The organism is Prochlorococcus sp. MIT2304, from assembly GCF_059772405.1.
Genome location: NZ_CM186286.1, coordinates 402,557 through 416,708 on the forward strand (window position 1 = coordinate 402,557; position 14,152 = coordinate 416,708).

31 protein-coding genes are annotated in these 14,152 nt (G+C 32.7%); 12 read left to right on the forward strand and 19 right to left on the reverse strand.

All coding sequences use genetic code 11. The features are described from left to right. Nucleotides 1-456: 456 nt before the first annotated feature. A complete protein-coding gene (locus AC6EIY_RS02180; RefSeq protein WP_498507344.1) occupies nt 457-633 on the reverse strand; it encodes a hypothetical protein in 177 nt (58 codons plus the stop codon). A 140-nt stretch (nt 634-773) separates the two neighbouring features. Then, complete coding sequence (locus AC6EIY_RS02185; RefSeq protein ID WP_498507345.1) at nt 774-1,376, reverse strand: NAD-dependent DNA ligase; 603 nt, start codon at nt 1,374-1,376, stop codon at nt 774-776. 397 nt (nt 1,377-1,773) lie between these two features. On the opposite strand from AC6EIY_RS02185, the gene AC6EIY_RS02190 reads away from it, so the two are divergent. The 3 genes from AC6EIY_RS02190 to AC6EIY_RS02200 all read left to right on the forward strand — a co-directional run bounded on the left by AC6EIY_RS02190 (nt 1,774) and on the right by AC6EIY_RS02200 (nt 2,585). After that, entirely contained in the window at nt 1,774-2,025 is a 252-nt protein-coding gene (locus tag AC6EIY_RS02190; protein ID WP_498507346.1) for a hypothetical protein, read from the forward strand. A gap of 66 nt (nt 2,026-2,091) precedes the next feature. Next, the gene (locus AC6EIY_RS02195) at nt 2,092-2,343 is read left to right on the forward strand and encodes a hypothetical protein (RefSeq protein ID WP_413390594.1); all 252 of its coding nucleotides are present in this window, start codon (nt 2,092-2,094) and stop codon (nt 2,341-2,343) included. Nucleotides 2,344-2,384: 41 nt separating this feature from the next. Continuing rightward, entirely contained in the window at nt 2,385-2,585 is a 201-nt protein-coding gene (locus AC6EIY_RS02200; RefSeq protein WP_498507348.1) for a hypothetical protein, read from the forward strand. A gap of 409 nt (nt 2,586-2,994) precedes the next feature. Here AC6EIY_RS02200 and AC6EIY_RS02205 read toward each other — a convergent pair whose 3' ends face one another. The 8 genes from AC6EIY_RS02205 to AC6EIY_RS02240 all read right to left on the reverse strand — a co-directional run bounded on the left by AC6EIY_RS02205 (nt 2,995) and on the right by AC6EIY_RS02240 (nt 5,184). After that, nucleotides 2,995-3,114 carry a high light inducible protein gene (locus AC6EIY_RS02205; RefSeq protein ID WP_498507349.1) on the reverse strand — a complete coding sequence of 40 codons (120 nt, stop codon included), beginning with the start codon at nt 3,112-3,114 and terminating at the stop codon, nt 2,995-2,997. After that, on the reverse strand, nt 3,114-3,263 hold the full coding sequence (locus AC6EIY_RS02210; RefSeq protein WP_498507350.1) for a high light inducible protein: 150 nt from the start codon (nt 3,261-3,263) through the stop codon (nt 3,114-3,116). The genes AC6EIY_RS02205 and AC6EIY_RS02210 overlap by 1 nt, the downstream gene beginning before the upstream one ends. Then, nucleotides 3,263-3,409 carry a high light inducible protein gene (locus AC6EIY_RS02215; protein WP_498507351.1) on the reverse strand — a complete coding sequence of 49 codons (147 nt, stop codon included), beginning with the start codon at nt 3,407-3,409 and terminating at the stop codon, nt 3,263-3,265. The genes AC6EIY_RS02210 and AC6EIY_RS02215 overlap by 1 nt, the downstream gene beginning before the upstream one ends. After that, complete coding sequence (locus AC6EIY_RS02220) at nt 3,409-3,528, reverse strand: high light inducible protein (RefSeq protein WP_011294968.1); 120 nt, start codon at nt 3,526-3,528, stop codon at nt 3,409-3,411. The genes AC6EIY_RS02215 and AC6EIY_RS02220 overlap by 1 nt, the downstream gene beginning before the upstream one ends. A 20-nt stretch (nt 3,529-3,548) precedes the next feature. Further along, on the reverse strand, nt 3,549-3,656 hold the full coding sequence (locus tag AC6EIY_RS02225) for a high light inducible protein (RefSeq protein WP_011125327.1): 108 nt from the start codon (nt 3,654-3,656) through the stop codon (nt 3,549-3,551). Nucleotides 3,657-3,906: 250 nt separating this feature from the next. Next, nucleotides 3,907-4,179 carry a small RNA NsiR4-regulated ssr1528 family protein gene (locus tag AC6EIY_RS02230; RefSeq protein ID WP_498507352.1) on the reverse strand — a complete coding sequence of 91 codons (273 nt, stop codon included), beginning with the start codon at nt 4,177-4,179 and terminating at the stop codon, nt 3,907-3,909. A gap of 76 nt (nt 4,180-4,255) precedes the next feature. Then, entirely contained in the window at nt 4,256-4,888 is a 633-nt protein-coding gene (locus AC6EIY_RS02235; protein WP_498507353.1) for a DUF938 domain-containing protein, read from the reverse strand. After that, a complete protein-coding gene (locus AC6EIY_RS02240; protein WP_498507355.1) occupies nt 4,876-5,184 on the reverse strand; it encodes a hypothetical protein in 309 nt (102 codons plus the stop codon). The genes AC6EIY_RS02235 and AC6EIY_RS02240 overlap by 13 nt, the downstream gene beginning before the upstream one ends. A gap of 61 nt (nt 5,185-5,245) precedes the next feature. Here AC6EIY_RS02240 and AC6EIY_RS02245 point away from each other — a divergent pair, with 61 nt between their 5' ends. Next, nucleotides 5,246-5,932, forward strand: a complete 687-nt coding sequence (locus AC6EIY_RS02245) for an NAD-dependent DNA ligase (RefSeq protein ID WP_498507356.1) — start codon at nt 5,246-5,248, stop codon at nt 5,930-5,932. Nucleotides 5,933-6,670: 738 nt separating this feature from the next. Here the strand turns inward: AC6EIY_RS02245 and AC6EIY_RS02250 are convergent. Beyond that, nucleotides 6,671-6,811 (reverse strand): hypothetical protein, encoded by a 141-nt coding sequence (locus AC6EIY_RS02250; RefSeq protein ID WP_498507358.1) that lies wholly within the window; start codon nt 6,809-6,811, stop codon nt 6,671-6,673. A gap of 324 nt (nt 6,812-7,135) precedes the next feature. Between AC6EIY_RS02250 and AC6EIY_RS02255 the strand changes: the two genes are divergently transcribed. Beyond that, nucleotides 7,136-7,426, forward strand: a complete 291-nt coding sequence (locus AC6EIY_RS02255; RefSeq protein WP_498507360.1) for an MTH1187 family thiamine-binding protein — start codon at nt 7,136-7,138, stop codon at nt 7,424-7,426. Between the two features lie 227 nt (nt 7,427-7,653). Next, nucleotides 7,654-7,785 carry a hypothetical protein gene (locus AC6EIY_RS02260; protein ID WP_498507361.1) on the forward strand — a complete coding sequence of 44 codons (132 nt, stop codon included), beginning with the start codon at nt 7,654-7,656 and terminating at the stop codon, nt 7,783-7,785. Between the two features lie 35 nt (nt 7,786-7,820). Here AC6EIY_RS02260 and AC6EIY_RS02265 read toward each other — a convergent pair whose 3' ends face one another. Both AC6EIY_RS02265 and AC6EIY_RS02270 read right to left on the reverse strand, forming a co-directional pair. Next, complete coding sequence (locus AC6EIY_RS02265) at nt 7,821-7,991, reverse strand: hypothetical protein (RefSeq protein ID WP_498507362.1); 171 nt, start codon at nt 7,989-7,991, stop codon at nt 7,821-7,823. A 265-nt stretch (nt 7,992-8,256) separates the two neighbouring features. Beyond that, on the reverse strand, nt 8,257-8,397 hold the full coding sequence (locus tag AC6EIY_RS02270; RefSeq protein ID WP_498507363.1) for a hypothetical protein: 141 nt from the start codon (nt 8,395-8,397) through the stop codon (nt 8,257-8,259). A gap of 880 nt (nt 8,398-9,277) precedes the next feature. On the opposite strand from AC6EIY_RS02270, the gene AC6EIY_RS02275 reads away from it, so the two are divergent. Next, the gene (locus AC6EIY_RS02275; protein ID WP_498507364.1) at nt 9,278-9,547 is read left to right on the forward strand and encodes a hypothetical protein; all 270 of its coding nucleotides are present in this window, start codon (nt 9,278-9,280) and stop codon (nt 9,545-9,547) included. A gap of 52 nt (nt 9,548-9,599) precedes the next feature. On the opposite strand, the gene AC6EIY_RS02280 is transcribed toward AC6EIY_RS02275, so the two are convergent. Both AC6EIY_RS02280 and AC6EIY_RS02285 read right to left on the reverse strand, forming a co-directional pair. After that, nucleotides 9,600-10,103, reverse strand: coding sequence for an alternative oxidase (locus tag AC6EIY_RS02280; RefSeq protein ID WP_498507366.1), 504 nt, complete (start codon nt 10,101-10,103; stop codon nt 9,600-9,602). Between the two features lie 118 nt (nt 10,104-10,221). Further along, complete coding sequence (locus AC6EIY_RS02285; RefSeq protein ID WP_269605792.1) at nt 10,222-10,398, reverse strand: hypothetical protein; 177 nt, start codon at nt 10,396-10,398, stop codon at nt 10,222-10,224. Between the two features lie 519 nt (nt 10,399-10,917). Here AC6EIY_RS02285 and AC6EIY_RS02290 point away from each other — a divergent pair. Continuing rightward, the gene (locus AC6EIY_RS02290) at nt 10,918-11,130 is read left to right on the forward strand and encodes a hypothetical protein (RefSeq protein WP_498507367.1); all 213 of its coding nucleotides are present in this window, start codon (nt 10,918-10,920) and stop codon (nt 11,128-11,130) included. A 285-nt stretch (nt 11,131-11,415) separates the two neighbouring features. Then, nucleotides 11,416-11,676, forward strand: a complete 261-nt coding sequence (locus AC6EIY_RS02295; RefSeq protein ID WP_498507369.1) for a hypothetical protein — start codon at nt 11,416-11,418, stop codon at nt 11,674-11,676. 393 nt (nt 11,677-12,069) lie between these two features. On the opposite strand, the gene AC6EIY_RS02300 is transcribed toward AC6EIY_RS02295, so the two are convergent. Beyond that, nucleotides 12,070-12,225, reverse strand: a complete 156-nt coding sequence (locus tag AC6EIY_RS02300; RefSeq protein ID WP_187146463.1) for a high light inducible protein — start codon at nt 12,223-12,225, stop codon at nt 12,070-12,072. A gap of 150 nt (nt 12,226-12,375) precedes the next feature. Further along, on the reverse strand, nt 12,376-12,483 hold the full coding sequence (locus AC6EIY_RS02305; RefSeq protein ID WP_011294533.1) for a high light inducible protein: 108 nt from the start codon (nt 12,481-12,483) through the stop codon (nt 12,376-12,378). Nucleotides 12,484-12,648: 165 nt separating this feature from the next. On the opposite strand from AC6EIY_RS02305, the gene AC6EIY_RS02310 reads away from it, so the two are divergent. From AC6EIY_RS02310 to AC6EIY_RS02320, 3 genes are all read left to right on the forward strand, one after another. Beyond that, the gene (locus tag AC6EIY_RS02310) at nt 12,649-12,825 is read left to right on the forward strand and encodes a hypothetical protein (protein ID WP_498507371.1); all 177 of its coding nucleotides are present in this window, start codon (nt 12,649-12,651) and stop codon (nt 12,823-12,825) included. A 2-nt stretch (nt 12,826-12,827) separates the two neighbouring features. Beyond that, nucleotides 12,828-13,004, forward strand: coding sequence for a hypothetical protein (locus AC6EIY_RS02315; protein WP_498507373.1), 177 nt, complete (start codon nt 12,828-12,830; stop codon nt 13,002-13,004). A gap of 106 nt (nt 13,005-13,110) precedes the next feature. Then, nucleotides 13,111-13,248 carry a hypothetical protein gene (locus AC6EIY_RS02320; protein ID WP_498507374.1) on the forward strand — a complete coding sequence of 46 codons (138 nt, stop codon included), beginning with the start codon at nt 13,111-13,113 and terminating at the stop codon, nt 13,246-13,248. A gap of 224 nt (nt 13,249-13,472) precedes the next feature. On the opposite strand, the gene AC6EIY_RS02325 is transcribed toward AC6EIY_RS02320, so the two are convergent. Then, complete coding sequence (locus AC6EIY_RS02325) at nt 13,473-13,631, reverse strand: hypothetical protein (RefSeq protein ID WP_498507375.1); 159 nt, start codon at nt 13,629-13,631, stop codon at nt 13,473-13,475. A gap of 150 nt (nt 13,632-13,781) precedes the next feature. Further along, the gene (locus tag AC6EIY_RS02330) at nt 13,782-14,111 is read right to left on the reverse strand and encodes an ArsR/SmtB family transcription factor (protein ID WP_498507377.1); all 330 of its coding nucleotides are present in this window, start codon (nt 14,109-14,111) and stop codon (nt 13,782-13,784) included. Between the last annotated feature and the right edge of the window lie 41 nt (nt 14,112-14,152).

Here is a 14,152-nt window from a genome sequence, read left to right on the forward strand (position 1 = left end):
TCTCTGAAATTAAAAGTATTGGGAATAATTCCAACGCTTTATTGGATTATCGTCTTAATCTTTGGTTCAAAAACAGCACCATTACATATCATCACTGATAAAACTTCCTTGTTTTCATCATTCATCTTCTGTTCAGCTTTAACAGACTCAATGTCTCAGATGTTTCCTTGATAGACCTATTTCAGCTTGAGGCTTGCCTGGATAGAGGAATTAACTCAATAGCAATTATAGTAAAACAAAAAGGTAAAAGTCCTAGAAATAATCTGTATCAAATCTTTCCTTGGAAAATTCAAAAGAAGTAATCAATAAGATCTATTCAAGCAGTTCAAGGTAAGAAGTCATCATGTCACATTTACAAAGACAAAACATGAATGATCTTATTCTGCAAAGGTTAATAGATGAATATCAAAATAGAGAACACGTCAAATAATTCCAAGACATATAAATTTAAAAGTTTCAATCTGAATTGTCCCACTTACCAATTGCAAACTCAAGAAAACGATCAATATCATCATCTGGGCAGCCAGTCTTCGTTTGTAATTCCTTACATGCGTCAGAAATCTTATTAAAACAATTTTTTACATCGATATTTGCCTTTATTGCATCAAGCAGTTGCTTGTCGGTAAAGGTCATAATTGGTATTGCCGGGTGTAAGAAAGCAGGATATTTTCATTCAGCTTATCTAGCAATCCTGAAAAGAACAAATGAAAATAAGCTATAAATCAAAATCAATGACATCCACAATTAAATTGATAGATAAAACAATCAAAGAATTATCGTGTTAAGGCCAAAGCCCAATTGGGCGAGTATTGGCTAACACCTAAAATATTTTTGGTTAAAGAAGAATTGCATTTGGCGACTATTCCATTAGTAGGAAAATTAGAAAACAATTCATTTCTTAACCATTGAGAATGCCATATTTTGACTTGCCTTGGATCATGCGTTCTTAAGGTTATAGGTACTTCAAAACCCCAATTTTGAAGTTGTGTCAAATCTGACAATTCATCTCTATTAGATCTAAATATTTGAAATGCCAAAAAAGACAATGAGGAATTAATAGATTTTTCTGAAGTTGAGTTTGATAACAGTTTCTCAAATGAAAATTTAGAATTACAAAATTGAGAATATAAAACTCCCTCCAACTCAACTTCAACCTTTAACGTGTCATCAATATTCAATGGAATAGCCTTGATAGTTCTGATATTCTCAATAATTTCATTTTCATCTCGAGAAAAAGCATCTACTAATTGACCGTATTTGTATCTAAGACCTATTGCTAAACCTTCAATTTTTGGTTGAACCACCATAGTTGAACCCTCTGGTAATTTTGCCCACCAGCTTGAAAAACAATTTTTATCCAGTCCAAGTAACCTCATACACTTATCAATAGGAGAATGTCATGTCAAGTCGCTTCTTTAACCTCTTTTCTTAAGGAATCAAAAATGTCAATGGCTTTGCATTATTAAATATGGCGAATAAATAATTAAAGAAAATGAATAAAATAATTAAAAATATCTATCTTTTATATATTTCTATATAGAAATCAATTATTAAATATAAAACAAGTGTGCTATGGATGGACTTTTTTTATGGGCTATTATAGATTAATTTGATTGATTATAAAAAATCAGTTGCTAACATCAACATTCTATAAATATGTTTTTACAGAAAATACTATAAATATAAGAGAATGATATTTGAAGCAAATACAGTATTTATTCTCATGTTGCCATAGCTTTTATTACATATTTTTAAATAGAATATTCTATGGATATGACAATATTGGAAAAATACCCTGAACATGTCCCCTGGGATTTAGATATCGATCAAAACAACTTAAGATCAATTGAATGGATACTTTCAAGAGCTGACATCGTTTATACGTTTACGAGGAGTCGTATAAACGATAAATATATCTACATCCAGAAGAATGATGGTATCAGAAAGGCTATCAATGAGTATGAAGCCAGGTTTACATACCAAAGGTTATTTGACGAGGGATATTCATTAACTGCCTTTTCCTGATTAATAAATAATTCTTGACGTTGAAGATCATAAGTGTAGGCTTAAAGAAATACAAACTTTTAGTAAATGCCAAGGGTAAAAAGAGAGAAGTATCCAGAAAAGGCTCCTTGGGATTTAGGACCATTATCTGAACATAAAGCTCTAGAAAATTGGAGATTAGTAAGAGGATCTGAAATAGTAATTTTTGCAAGAAAAGGTGATGACAATCACTATTTCATTATGCAAAGAGACGATAAAGAACCTATTGAAATTCTCGCATTCCAAGCGAGGCTCACATATCAACAACTTTTAGATAAAGGTTTCAAGCTTGAAGTTTAATAAATTTATCGTGAATACCACTCATTATTTAAAAAAATATTATGACTGAATTAGAAGAGCTTGAAGACATTGTTGGAAGCTTAGAAAATATTGAACCTTTCGGAATTGAACCAGATTTCAGCTCACTTGGACTCGAACCAGCAGAAGTGCTAGGTTTCCAGACAGAAGAAGAGCTAGAAAAGGCAATTCACCTTCTCACTATAGAAGCTGACCAGAGACAAAATTTCTTAATTGATGTTTGATTAGTTAATTAGATACACCCAAACCGTTTGATAGTTGATAGACCTTGTTGATAAGTGTTTTTTTAAGGAATCCTAGCTTTATAATCTAATTTATAATTAATTAAACATAATCTCTCAGGATTAGAAGTTCAAGAATAATTAAGTTTAATCTTCTTGTTTTAGTTTTTTAAAACATTGTTTACAAAGGATTAAACCTTTTCTTCTATAAACAGAATCTGACAAAATAACCTTGCAAAGTTGACAATGAAATAATGTACTTTGCATTGCCAAAAAAACTGTTGTCTAAGCCCAATCAGTGTCTTCCAAAAGACTGGAATAATCTGAGCTATCGAAGAAAGTATCTTCGTTTAATAGATCGTCAACTTCAGCGCGAAGCCAATAACTTAGAGACATTGTATGAGGAGTGTGACTAAATAAAACCTGGAACTATCCAGCCAGTGAAACCGTAATTAATAACAGCTGCAAGAAGACCCATCATTGCAAGTCGACCATTCATTATTTCAGCTGTTTTCCAATAATTGTTTTCCATTACACAAAACCAGGAATGATTTGACCTGTTGTTGCATAAGCACCGACTAGAGCAATGCATCCAAATAATGCAGCATAGCCGTTCAGTCTTTCAGCAGTTACCTTTTCAGGATCAATTTTTCTGCTGGTGTTGTTGTTTGGAGTAGTCATTACACGACACCTGGGATAATTTGACCAGTTGTTAGATATGCACCGATGAGTGCCCAGCATCCAACAAATGCTGCGTAGCCGTTGAGTCTTTCAGCAATTACTTTGCCTTCTTCTACTCTTGGTGTTTCTGTAGTTTTGTTTTTCATCAAACAACTCCTGGGATAAGTTGACCGGTTGTTAAGTAGATACCTGTTAGTAGAACGAATGCCATCATGGCTGGTCTGCCGATGCTTCTTTCTAGAATTGTTTTGTTAGATGGTTGCATTTTTATTAGTAGTTGTTGGCTTAGAAAATCCCAGGAATGATTTGACCTGTTGTTGCGTATGCGCCGAATGCCGCTACGAAGCCAAGCATTGCTGCCCAACCATTGAACTTTTCTGCTTCTGGAGTCATGAGGTCTAAAAAAAATTATGTAAACAAATGTAAACCAATTATTAATCTATGTAAAGCAAAAAATGTACGGCTTGCCACCTCAATGCAGTATTTAGATGCAACAGATACAAGATTGGTTGCAATGAAATCAATTTTGGCACATTTGATGAAAAAACATTTATAAAAAACTGTCTTCAATAATGAGATAAAAAGCTAAAAAAGAGTATTTATTGTCTATATATTTTCGAACTTGTTAGATAATTGTTTGACTTTAACTATAAAAAAAATCAATTTCTTTTGTTTTTAATCCTTCCCAACCAGCTTTAATTAAACGAGCATTAAGGGTCTCTTGGTCAAAATGTTTGGCTCCAGTTTTTACTATACGATTTCTCATTGATTTTTTTACCCCACTTCTCTTGCGTGCATTTTCTTTTTCCATAACCTCTGTGTAGAGGTTTAGCATTTCTGAAGGAATAGGAGTTCCATCAAGATCTAATCCAGCTTGAATAGCCTTATCAATAGCATCTGGGCCTGAAAAATCCACTTCAAAAAAGCAATTAAATCTATTTTCCTCTCGCAACAACCGAAAGCTGGCAAAATATACTAAAAGAATAAAATTGTTAATTTAAGCGATAAATAACTGAGAGATTATTAGCTGGCATCTCAATAACCCTGTCTTGAACAAATCCACTCATGAAGGCAAGTTTATTGACTTCGTCTAAATGGCGAATTCCCCAGAGTGGATTCTGAATTTTTAAGGATTGATCAAAATTTAAATTACTATCTGAAGTTTGAACATCTTTTCTTATAAAAGGTCCATAGATCATCAAAAAATGATTTTGATTTAGATTATTTTTTGATTCTTTAAACAATGCTTTTGTACAACTCCATGAAGAAATATGAATCATGTTTATACAGACAATTCCTTTAATTAAAGATCTTATTTGTTTGGTTATTGGCCATGGTCGTTTCTCAACGTTAATATCTAGCGGTTCGGGCATTTTAAAAAAAAGGCCTTCATGCTTAATCCATGACTTAATACTTTTCCTATGCACTAATTCAGGATCGCTAGTTTGCCAGATAATTGATGGGAATGTTTTTTGGAAAAACACTCCATGTTCTCCACTTCCACTAGCAATCTCTAAAAACAAGCTGTTAGGAGAAATATAATCACTCAAAACTCTAGCAATGGAATCACGATTCCTTTTCGTCGCAGAAAAATTAAGCCGATTGTCTAAATTTATATGTGACATGATTTATCAATAGTTGATAGGACTAATGATTCAGAAGTCCTTGGTTGTATTTCCTTAGTAGAATTTTTAAGTACATAAATAATACTTATTAATAAGGGAGTAAAAAATACGGAAGCAGAAACTAATCCAAAAATTCGTCTTGAAATTAGATAAGGTTTTCTAACTAATGGATCTCCGCAAAGACCACAGATCAAAACACCATCACTCCTGGTTTTCTTAAATTGATAACCAGAAGAGCAGAAAGGGCAATAATATCGACTCATTTCTGAACTTACAAAACACATATTTATTTTCATTAAATATGTCTAGCTAGCATTATAAAAAGCAAACCAAAATGATTAAATGTGGGACTGAAGGATGAGAGAGGAGACTAAAGGATCAGATCATCTTATAAAGAATCTTGAGAGAATATCTCCTGAAAATTCTATCATAAATTACAAATCTGGGAAAAAAGCCCTCTTATCATTAGGACAAGGCAATGTTAATGAATGGTTAGAGTCACTTCTTCCAAATACAAGAATAATTTTAGAACCAAAAATTATTGGATTAGATATTGGCATACAATATTTAAATGGAAAAGTAAACAAAGCAATAAATGTAAATAATCAAGACATAACTGAAAGAGTAAGATCAGTAAAAAATATTCCAAGTAACATACCGATTAAAAGTAGAATAGAGATTCGAGGAGTCTTATTCGACGATAAATATAAATTAAACAAATATAAAAAAAATGAATTTTTAAGAACTCATAAATTCAAATCGCAGTCAAAAAGACTTAAATTCTGTGCTTTTCAAATATTCCATTGCAACATCAATCATTTTCAGTCCCTTCAAGAACTAAAAAAAATGAATTTTGAAATTCCACAAACTCATTTTACAAACTTTACTTCAGATATAGAAATCTATCTTCAATGTTGGAAAGAGGGTAAATTATTTAAACGCTATCCAACAAACGGGATAGTATTGAAAATCAATTCAAGAAGATTACAAAAGTATCTTGGAGAAAATAATATATCAACTCATTGGGCATACGCCATAAATTAATGATTTTTTTTCAAACCATAGCTCTTCACAAGTCAATGGAGGAGTAAAGATCCTCTCCCCAAAGGCATTGGTGATACAAACCATAGGAATATTGTTTACAGTTGTATACCGTTAACAATGATTTTAAAAGTGAAGAAAGATTAAGTTTATTTCTTGTCTATTTAACCGTAAATAATTTGTGAGTCACGAAACAAACAACAAAATAAAATTTTAGATTAATATCGTTTCGGATCAAGAAAATACATGCAATATATGAGTAAAATATTGCTATGTTACTCACAAACTTCAATAATAAAATTACTTCCTACCCAATTAATAAGTTTAGGTTAATTTTAATTTTCTAAAAGGAGTACATTACTACCTTTTCTACAAACTATTTCAGAAGAGCTTTTTCTTAAATGTATAGGTAAATATGATATAAATAGAGGTTCTCTGATTAAAACAGATTCGGAAACGAGCTAACTAACAATTAATAGTGATGGATTAATATCTATTATTGACGATAAAGGAATAGAAAAATAAGGAAGGACAACAATTAAAGGTAATCCATATACTATTACGCTCAGAAATATTAGAAATATCATTAAAAATATCTACAAAATAAGTTGAAGACATCAAACATATATAATTGAATAACCTCAATAAAATAAAACTCTAAAAGTACTTGTCAGAAAGGAAATGTTTGAGAATATTGCTTATAGAATGTAAGAATAAAAGTTAAGGTATTTTCTAAATCTGTTATTCATCATTTTTTTGATTCTGATCAAGACCTTGAGCGGCTCGGTTATTAGCTATGCCTCCCACCCCAAGAACTAAAAAAATCAAATAGATAGATAAAGTAGTAATCACAGTTATAACTACAATCGAGGTAGAGTTCATAGAGGAATATTGTTTAATTTAAACTCATAATTTGACAGGAGAGTTAATAAATCCGCTCAGGTAAAGATGACTGTAAAACCGCTGATCAAAATTGAAAAAGATATTATAAAAAACGGGAGAACTTGGATCTGATTTTTTTCCATTAGACAGCCTTTTTCTTATAAGGTAATGAAAATATAGGTGTGACGGGAAGGCTAACAGTAAAAATACATGAGTAATAACCGACCAAGTCTGAATTTAATTATCCAAAGCTATTGGTTAAGAAGAAATAAATTAGATTATTTAAAGCTAGTATTATTTAATTCATTTCATTATTAAGTTCATATGTGGGTAAGCATAGATCTGTGCTTGGTACCAGTAGGAGTAGGTGTCTCATTGTCTCCCTATATAAAGGCATGTTTATTGATTATTGAAGAACATAATCTAGAGTATGAACTTGGTCCAAATGGAACTGCAATTGAGGGGGAGTGGGATGAGGTATTTGAATGCGTAAAAAATTGCCATGCGGCGGTTCATAGCAAAGGTGCTCCACGTGTTTACACAACATTAAAAGTAAATACACGAACAGATAAGAAGCAATTATTTAAAGAAAAAGTAAAAAGTGTAACTGGCTGAGAGCAAAAGAACTTAAAAGCATTGATCAAAAGTTAAAAACAGTAAACAAAAGAAAGATCCCAACAATTACCCATGCTTATTAAGCGAAGTACTGATATAAAAAAGATACCAGTACGATAATTAATGACTATCTTCGCTCGTCTAAGTAGATCAGAAGTTATTCACGGAAGAGCCGCTATGTTTATCGTTGCTATCTGGTTATTCACAAACTATCTAATTCGCTAAGAATGTCAAATCCTATTAAAACATGGTTTTTTGAATTAATCGAAGATGCAATAGGCAGTAAAGCCATGAAGCAATTCAAGAAAGAAGAAGACAAAATGAATCCAGAATCAAATAACAAGCCAAAACAAGATTAAAAGTAAAAACGCTCAATTTATAGTTGGCTACATAATCAATCCCATTCAGCCGCAACCGCTCTTAACCCACTAGCAATAATCTCATTCGGACAATCAGTGTCATCCTTTAAGGCCTTGGCTGCAAGATGAACGTTCTCCCAAAATACTGACACTGCACCTATTTTTTGATCATCAGAGAATTTAAACTCCTCAAAAGCTTTTGGCATTTTTCTGTTTTTTCATGTTCTAGCAAATATTTCACTCATCAACTTTAATTTTCACATCCTCTATGTAATTATCTTTTTTGTGGTCTAAAAATAGCTTTCTTGAGACAAAACAAACAATGCTAAAAAGAAATATAAATCCAAAACTTTGAATAAAATCTACATAGGTTGCTAAAAAATGATTCATTAGAAACGTGATTTTTTTAAATGTAGAGGAAAAAAATCAAATTTCAAAAAATTCAACAAATATAATGGCAATTAATAAAATCTAACAATCTGTGGAAGTCAAATTACTATTTCCCATCAAATTACCTGTACCTAAGTCAAAAACATTATCCAAGTCAGATAAGAGTTCTTTTAATTCTTCTCCACTGATTCTTTTGATTTCTTGGTAAGTTTCTTTAGACATAGAAAAATTAAATCAGTTGATAACTTAACTACTTCAAATTGTGCTTTGAGACCGTAAATACCGAAAGGGATAATTGCTATTCGGAATGAAGCTTAAAAAAATAAATTTTAAAAATAAAAATCACTGTTTTTAATTTGTAAACTAAAAATCAAATTAAAAGAATTAGACGTTAAGTAATTATCCCTACACGGCTGATATTGATTTGTTCTTATATTTTTTGAACTTCTCAGGACAACCTTCTTTTTATACTGAGCTTTAGAAGGTTGTTTCTTTGAATAAAAAACGTCAGTGCTCCCCCCCAGAAGCCAATCAATTATCGCTCTTGGTAATTGATTGTCTGACGCAATTAAACTTTAAGAGTTCCTTTTCTACAATTGTTTTGTAAGACCGTACGTCTTAGGTAGGGAAACCGTAGAAAGAATAACCTCTTCTGATTAGACATTTTAAAAGGGCCTCAGGGGGCCCTTTTTCTTTACCGATTCTTTAGAAGCTTCTGGATATTGGTGGCCTGGGGCCAAGTGTCTAGTAGAAAGGCTTATATAATCCGTTAGGGCACCTAAACGATGCAGAGGAGTTTCGACTGAATTGACGCACCTATATCATTGATCCTTGTCGCATCAGACGAATAGCCTACTTATTCATTGAGAATGTTGGAGCAGGAACCAGAATTCAGTTCGCTTCTCTTAAATACTCAGGTGGAGTGTCGACCATCAATGGTGCCTCTGAGCTCAACAAACGTATCATTGCTCTATTCGCACCTCAACGCAATCAGCCTTAATGCCCATTGCATTTCCACTTAACCTGGTCAAAAATATAAAGTTTGGGGACTAGCTAAGATCTAATCAATAAATCAAAAATTAGTCTCAATTAAATCTGAATAATGATTAGAAATCTGTTTTTTTTAATTCTCGGAGCATTTAGCGGGATTTGGATTATATGGCCTCATTTCATTACGACAAAAGGGTGGGAATGCACAAAAGATATTATTGCGTCCTCTAACGATGAATTAACAGATATAGAATCATTAGTTGAATCATTGCCTAACAGAATCAAATTAGGCTTGGCTGTTTCCCCTAAAACATTGCTAAAAAGGGAGGACCTTACACGTATCGAGAAGCTCAGAGTAGTAGGAGATGCTTGCTTCAGATAAAAAAACCAACAAAGAAAATTATAATTATGAAAACTAGGGAAAAATTAGCATTTTAACTTAGCAACGAAATTGCTTCTTTCAATTCGTTCGCATGATTGATCTCATCCTGAGCAATTTCTCTTATTCTTTGATCATTTGGATGAACCTTTAAGTACTTTGCGTAAGTTTCATAAGCATGTTCTTCAATTTTTATATTGATATCGTATGCATTAGATGGAGATATTAAGTAATAAAAAACCATTACCCAGTAATAGAAGAGTACTAAATGCCTAGCAAGAAATCGATCAACCCAATATCTATTGCCACTTCGTGATTCCATCTCCTCTAAGTGCTCCGTCTCATTGATTGCTTGGTAAAAATGAGCCTTCATAAGTTTGTTACTTAAGTGAGTTTTTAAACCAAGCGACTCTTGTAAATGCAAAATAGACAAGAATGCGAAATAAGGGGCTCTAGCGATTACCTCAAGGACCCAGAATCGTTGAATCGATCTACCTTCGTAAATCCGATCAAGAATATTTATACTAAAACCCAAAACAAATGTGTTAAAAGCTTTCATGAGCCTAGGATTAACAATATTGAGTATAAATACTCAATATATAAATATGAAAAAAAGCTTATTTACTTAATTATCGATTTCGACTGTAGCTGAATAGTAAATAAAAATATATCGACAACTATCTTGCGCGAACAGGCTGGTAAGCAGGAATCATCTTTCCTCCACCAAAATCATCATCATCATCTGGAAGCGCTCTAGAGATTAGTTCTACAAGAACTAGAGCAGCCATAGGATAAAAGCACCATAAAACAGCTTTCCAGATGGGAAATGAATCAACTAGCTGAAGCTCAGACATTTATTTGGAAAATTGTTTGGATAAACCTAACTGATCTAAAAAAATTTAGTGTTACGGTTAGCACGAAGTGAATGTTTTTCTAAACAATACCTTTGTAAAAAAAATACTTTGAGTTGTTAAAGTTTTTCCACAGTTAAACAATATACAATTCAGACAAATTTCTAGCAATAAACAAATTTCAATAAAAAAGACCCTAGGTATGGTGTCCTACGGGCCTGGGTGATGGGGAACTTATTTTTAACTGTTTTTCACTCAAATTGCAACCCCTACCATATCTGGTGTTAGAAAGTTTAAAAGAATAGAAAATAAGGCCCATATCTGGAATCATTAGGTTGCGTAATATGTACACAAGGAGTATTATTTTTTAAATTGCTGGGTGGTGGGGATCTCTCAGTAACTTCTCCCTCAAATTTGAGGGTTTTTTTATGGAATGAATTTCTGGGGATAATTTCTATGATGGATTTAGGCAAAAATAGTGAAAAACTGCTCTGATCCTTATTTTTATCTCAAATCAAAAAAATGGAACAAGTAACTAATGCAATTGGTAATCCCGTAGCACTATTGGTGGAGAGAATTTTTTGGTTGGGGTTAGGTACATTTTTAGGACTCGCAATAATTACTTCTTTAGTAAGAGGATTGAAAGAAGGAAAAAACAAAGCGACAGCAGTTTCGCCTGATCAATTAGAGAATCTTGCAAAAAAAGCGATCCAACAAAATAGTGATAGCAATTGATATTGGTTATCAGATATTTTTATAGACAGAAACAAATTTACTTATGATAGTTGGAGCGATAACCGTACAATCACTACCACAGATTAGATGATGAGCATATATGCTTAAAACACATTCTTTAAAACAATGAAATTAGTTCCGTACATATTCATGGCAGTTGCAATCTTCTCAGAAGTTTCAACAATTGCTACTACCCCTATTATCTAATTGAATTCATTAATTGAGTATTCAGACCTAACACGGTCTGATGAATATCAACGTTAGATTATTAATAAACCATTTATCATGATCAAAAAAATATTTAGGGCTGCCACTTTTTTAGCCTTGTCTATTTTTCTAGTTTCATCAACTTTTTTATCGGGAGTTTCCACAGTGGAAGCCGTGGAAATGGGTTCTAATATGAACGAAGACAAATCTATGGGCATTGTGATCGAAGAATCAAGTGATTCATTGGTTAACTCGAATACTAGTGCTGCTCCAGACCTTGGAGATGATCAAGCATTTCCTTTTATTCCAGGCTTTGGTAAGAATTCCGGTAAAGACTGATCCGTAATTCTTCATGAATTGATTTAAAACACATAACACATTTTTTTGAAAGCCAGAGAAAATCCTCAGATATTATTGATCATTAGCTGAATCATTTTATGGAAAAATGGGAATCTAAAATAATTATTTTTGTTATATTTGCAGTGCTTGCATTTGGTTCAATCGCGCCATTGATAAGGATGATCAGTGATCGTATTTCCTAAGAATGACTTTGTTTTGACAAGCTGAAATTATTGGAGGAATTATTCCTAACATCATAGGTTTGGGCATATTTTGCTTATTAATTTTTTATTTTGCAAAAAACTGGAAAAATGTCTGTAATGCTTGGACGGAACAAAAAATCTAGAGAAAAATCTCTAGATTCATATGAAACTTGATTAGATTTAGAGCAGATTAAAATATGCCAGGAATAATTTGCCCAGTTGTGATATAGGCGCCAAGTAAAGCAATCATTCCAATCATTGCCCAACGGCCATTGGTCTTTTCTGCTTCCTCAGGATAGTTGGAATAGTTTTCAACTAATTGAGTTTGTACCTGAGTGGCAAACATGTTTTGCTTACCGTATTCAGTAATGATCTGGTTAGAGGCAGAACTGTAAGCTGGGATTCCTGTTGGATCAACAGATTGAGCATCTGATTGGTTATCAGCGGGATCTATGGATTGATCAGAAACTGGTTTACTAGAAGTCATCTATGTAACCTAAAAAATGCCTGGAATAATTTGACCTGTTGTTGCATAAGCACCGAAAGCAGCAATAAAGCCGATCATTGCCATCCAACCATTAAATTTCTCTGCTTCTGGAGTCACGAGATTAAACTTAAATAATGACGAAGAATGTAAAGGAAAAGTAAAGGATTGTAAAGGGGGCACCCGTACATAGCAAAAGTTATCAGGGGTATTAGCTGAGGCAATATTTTTAATCCACGGTCTAAATAACAATTCCACTAACTTTGTTGTAATTAATTCAACTAGATGGATTTAATACCGGGTGTTGTTCTTTTCATTGGAGCCATTGGAACTGTGGCTTTACTTGGGTGGGACACTTTCCAAAATCGTAAGCCAATTACCAAAGCAGAAATGCAGCAATCTCGTGCGACTAGAGCAGCAAAGCCACAACAAAAGAGAAGAGGGTTATTTAACAGAGGATAATTATGGGTGAAATTCAGACATACGCGTCAAACTCAGGAGATTTTAATTTCCTTGTCGTTCTAATCATCGTAGGGACTTATCTTCTCTATGAGGTTGGAAAGGCAATATTGGACAACAACGATGATGATGACATGGATGGCGGAATGACGATGCGTGTTGCTGATGGAGCACAGGCTTGAATTGACTACCAAAATAATACGTATTATAGACAACTAAAATTTGTCGTCTCTAAGCGATTTAAGGGTAAATTGAATATATAATTATTTATATATTTAATTAAAAATTTTGAGCGAAGAAAATATCAAGAGAAAAATAAATGTTTTATTAGAAGAACTTCAGAAGAAAACAGGAGTTTCGGATAAAGAGATGGAAGAATTTAAAAAGATAATGGAACTAGCAGATTTTTCACAAGACCAAGAATAATTTATTTAATTGTCGAGATGAATAAAGGTTAGCGAGATGCGAGTTTTGACCAAATAAGAAGTACAAACACGTTAAACAATGCATATCCAACAGCAATTTGAAGTTGGTAAAAATATCCAACAATCGAAGAGGATCCCACAATGATCAAACTAGTAATAAAAATATCTCTTGAAAAAATCACCTAAAAAGATCTAGCACAATAAATATTCAAATTGAAAATTAAATCATGAAAGTCTTATTTGATTTTCAATCGAATAAGCATTGGTAGTACATGCATCATTACCCGTAACTTGAGAAACAGCAATAACGAGAAGGCTTAGAGAACCAACTGCTAAAGAAATTGTACGAATAGAGCTGGCTTTCTTAGAGATTTTCTTGCTCATATCAAAAAATCTTGATGCAATAGAAATACTATAACTATCCAAGCATAAAAGAGTATTCTTTGATACCTATTAGAAATAATTACCTAAAAATTATTAGAAGAATTCTGAATAGAGATAAATCAATTGAAAGCTAGATTTTAATTGCTTGTTTTACTTACAAGTTTTTGATGGTTTTTGCGAGTTTTCTTTAAACAGTTCAATCCAATTTTGCAAAGAATTTAATGAGTCAATATTCAATTGGTAATAAACCCATCTACCAGTTTGCCTATCGGTAATCAAGCCTGAGTCTTTTAAAACTTTTAAATGAAAAGATATTTTCGATTGCGCCAATCCAATTTCATTAATCAAATCACAAACACATCGCTCTCTTCCTGAAAGAGACTCAATGATTTGCAATCGCAACGGATCAGATAAAGCTTTTAGCAATTTCCTGGCCATTGCATTTTCAAGAACTACTTCGCTCTTTATCGCATTGGCCATCACAGAAGGAAAAATATAATCACATGATAAAACAAACTCCA

Coding starts and splice junctions, on each gene's coding strand:
- AC6EIY_RS02260 (WP_498507361.1), top strand. CDS start 7,654: ATGTCAAATCCTATTAAAACATGGTTTTTTGAATTAATCGAAGATGCA.
- AC6EIY_RS02190 (WP_498507346.1), top strand. CDS start 1,774: ATGACAATATTGGAAAAATACCCTGAACATGTCCCCTGGGATTTAGAT.
- AC6EIY_RS02215 (WP_498507351.1), bottom strand. CDS start 3,409: ATGAAAAACAAAACTACAGAAACACCAAGAGTAGAAGAAGGCAAAGTA.
- AC6EIY_RS02290 (WP_498507367.1), top strand. CDS start 10,918: ATGGAACAAGTAACTAATGCAATTGGTAATCCCGTAGCACTATTGGTG.
- AC6EIY_RS02210 (WP_498507350.1), bottom strand. CDS start 3,263: ATGACTACTCCAAACAACAACACCAGCAGAAAAATTGATCCTGAAAAG.
- AC6EIY_RS02295 (WP_498507369.1), top strand. CDS start 11,416: ATGATCAAAAAAATATTTAGGGCTGCCACTTTTTTAGCCTTGTCTATT.
- AC6EIY_RS02275 (WP_498507364.1), top strand. CDS start 9,278: ATGATTAGAAATCTGTTTTTTTTAATTCTCGGAGCATTTAGCGGGATT.
- AC6EIY_RS02300 (WP_187146463.1), bottom strand. CDS start 12,225: ATGTTTGCCACTCAGGTACAAACTCAATTAGTTGAAAACTATTCCAAC.
- AC6EIY_RS02235 (WP_498507353.1), bottom strand. CDS start 4,888: ATGTCACATATAAATTTAGACAATCGGCTTAATTTTTCTGCGACGAAA.
- AC6EIY_RS02265 (WP_498507362.1), bottom strand. CDS start 7,991: ATGCCAAAAGCTTTTGAGGAGTTTAAATTCTCTGATGATCAAAAAATA.
- AC6EIY_RS02180 (WP_498507344.1), bottom strand. CDS start 633: ATGACCTTTACCGACAAGCAACTGCTTGATGCAATAAAGGCAAATATC.
- AC6EIY_RS02310 (WP_498507371.1), top strand. CDS start 12,649: ATGGATTTAATACCGGGTGTTGTTCTTTTCATTGGAGCCATTGGAACT.
- AC6EIY_RS02285 (WP_269605792.1), bottom strand. CDS start 10,398: ATGTCTGAGCTTCAGCTAGTTGATTCATTTCCCATCTGGAAAGCTGTT.
- AC6EIY_RS02185 (WP_498507345.1), bottom strand. CDS start 1,376: ATGAGGTTACTTGGACTGGATAAAAATTGTTTTTCAAGCTGGTGGGCA.
- AC6EIY_RS02250 (WP_498507358.1), bottom strand. CDS start 6,811: ATGAACTCTACCTCGATTGTAGTTATAACTGTGATTACTACTTTATCT.
- AC6EIY_RS02280 (WP_498507366.1), bottom strand. CDS start 10,103: ATGAAAGCTTTTAACACATTTGTTTTGGGTTTTAGTATAAATATTCTT.
- AC6EIY_RS02270 (WP_498507363.1), bottom strand. CDS start 8,397: ATGTCTAAAGAAACTTACCAAGAAATCAAAAGAATCAGTGGAGAAGAA.
- AC6EIY_RS02205 (WP_498507349.1), bottom strand. CDS start 3,114: ATGGAAAACAATTATTGGAAAACAGCTGAAATAATGAATGGTCGACTT.
- AC6EIY_RS02330 (WP_498507377.1), bottom strand. CDS start 14,111: ATGGCCAATGCGATAAAGAGCGAAGTAGTTCTTGAAAATGCAATGGCC.
- AC6EIY_RS02245 (WP_498507356.1), top strand. CDS start 5,246: ATGAGAGAGGAGACTAAAGGATCAGATCATCTTATAAAGAATCTTGAG.
- AC6EIY_RS02315 (WP_498507373.1), top strand. CDS start 12,828: ATGGGTGAAATTCAGACATACGCGTCAAACTCAGGAGATTTTAATTTC.
- AC6EIY_RS02200 (WP_498507348.1), top strand. CDS start 2,385: ATGACTGAATTAGAAGAGCTTGAAGACATTGTTGGAAGCTTAGAAAAT.
- AC6EIY_RS02255 (WP_498507360.1), top strand. CDS start 7,136: ATGTGGGTAAGCATAGATCTGTGCTTGGTACCAGTAGGAGTAGGTGTC.
- AC6EIY_RS02225 (WP_011125327.1), bottom strand. CDS start 3,656: ATGACTCCAGAAGCAGAAAAGTTCAATGGTTGGGCAGCAATGCTTGGC.
- AC6EIY_RS02325 (WP_498507375.1), bottom strand. CDS start 13,631: ATGAGCAAGAAAATCTCTAAGAAAGCCAGCTCTATTCGTACAATTTCT.
- AC6EIY_RS02195 (WP_413390594.1), top strand. CDS start 2,092: ATGCCAAGGGTAAAAAGAGAGAAGTATCCAGAAAAGGCTCCTTGGGAT.
- AC6EIY_RS02240 (WP_498507355.1), bottom strand. CDS start 5,184: ATGAAAATAAATATGTGTTTTGTAAGTTCAGAAATGAGTCGATATTAT.
- AC6EIY_RS02220 (WP_011294968.1), bottom strand. CDS start 3,528: ATGCAACCATCTAACAAAACAATTCTAGAAAGAAGCATCGGCAGACCA.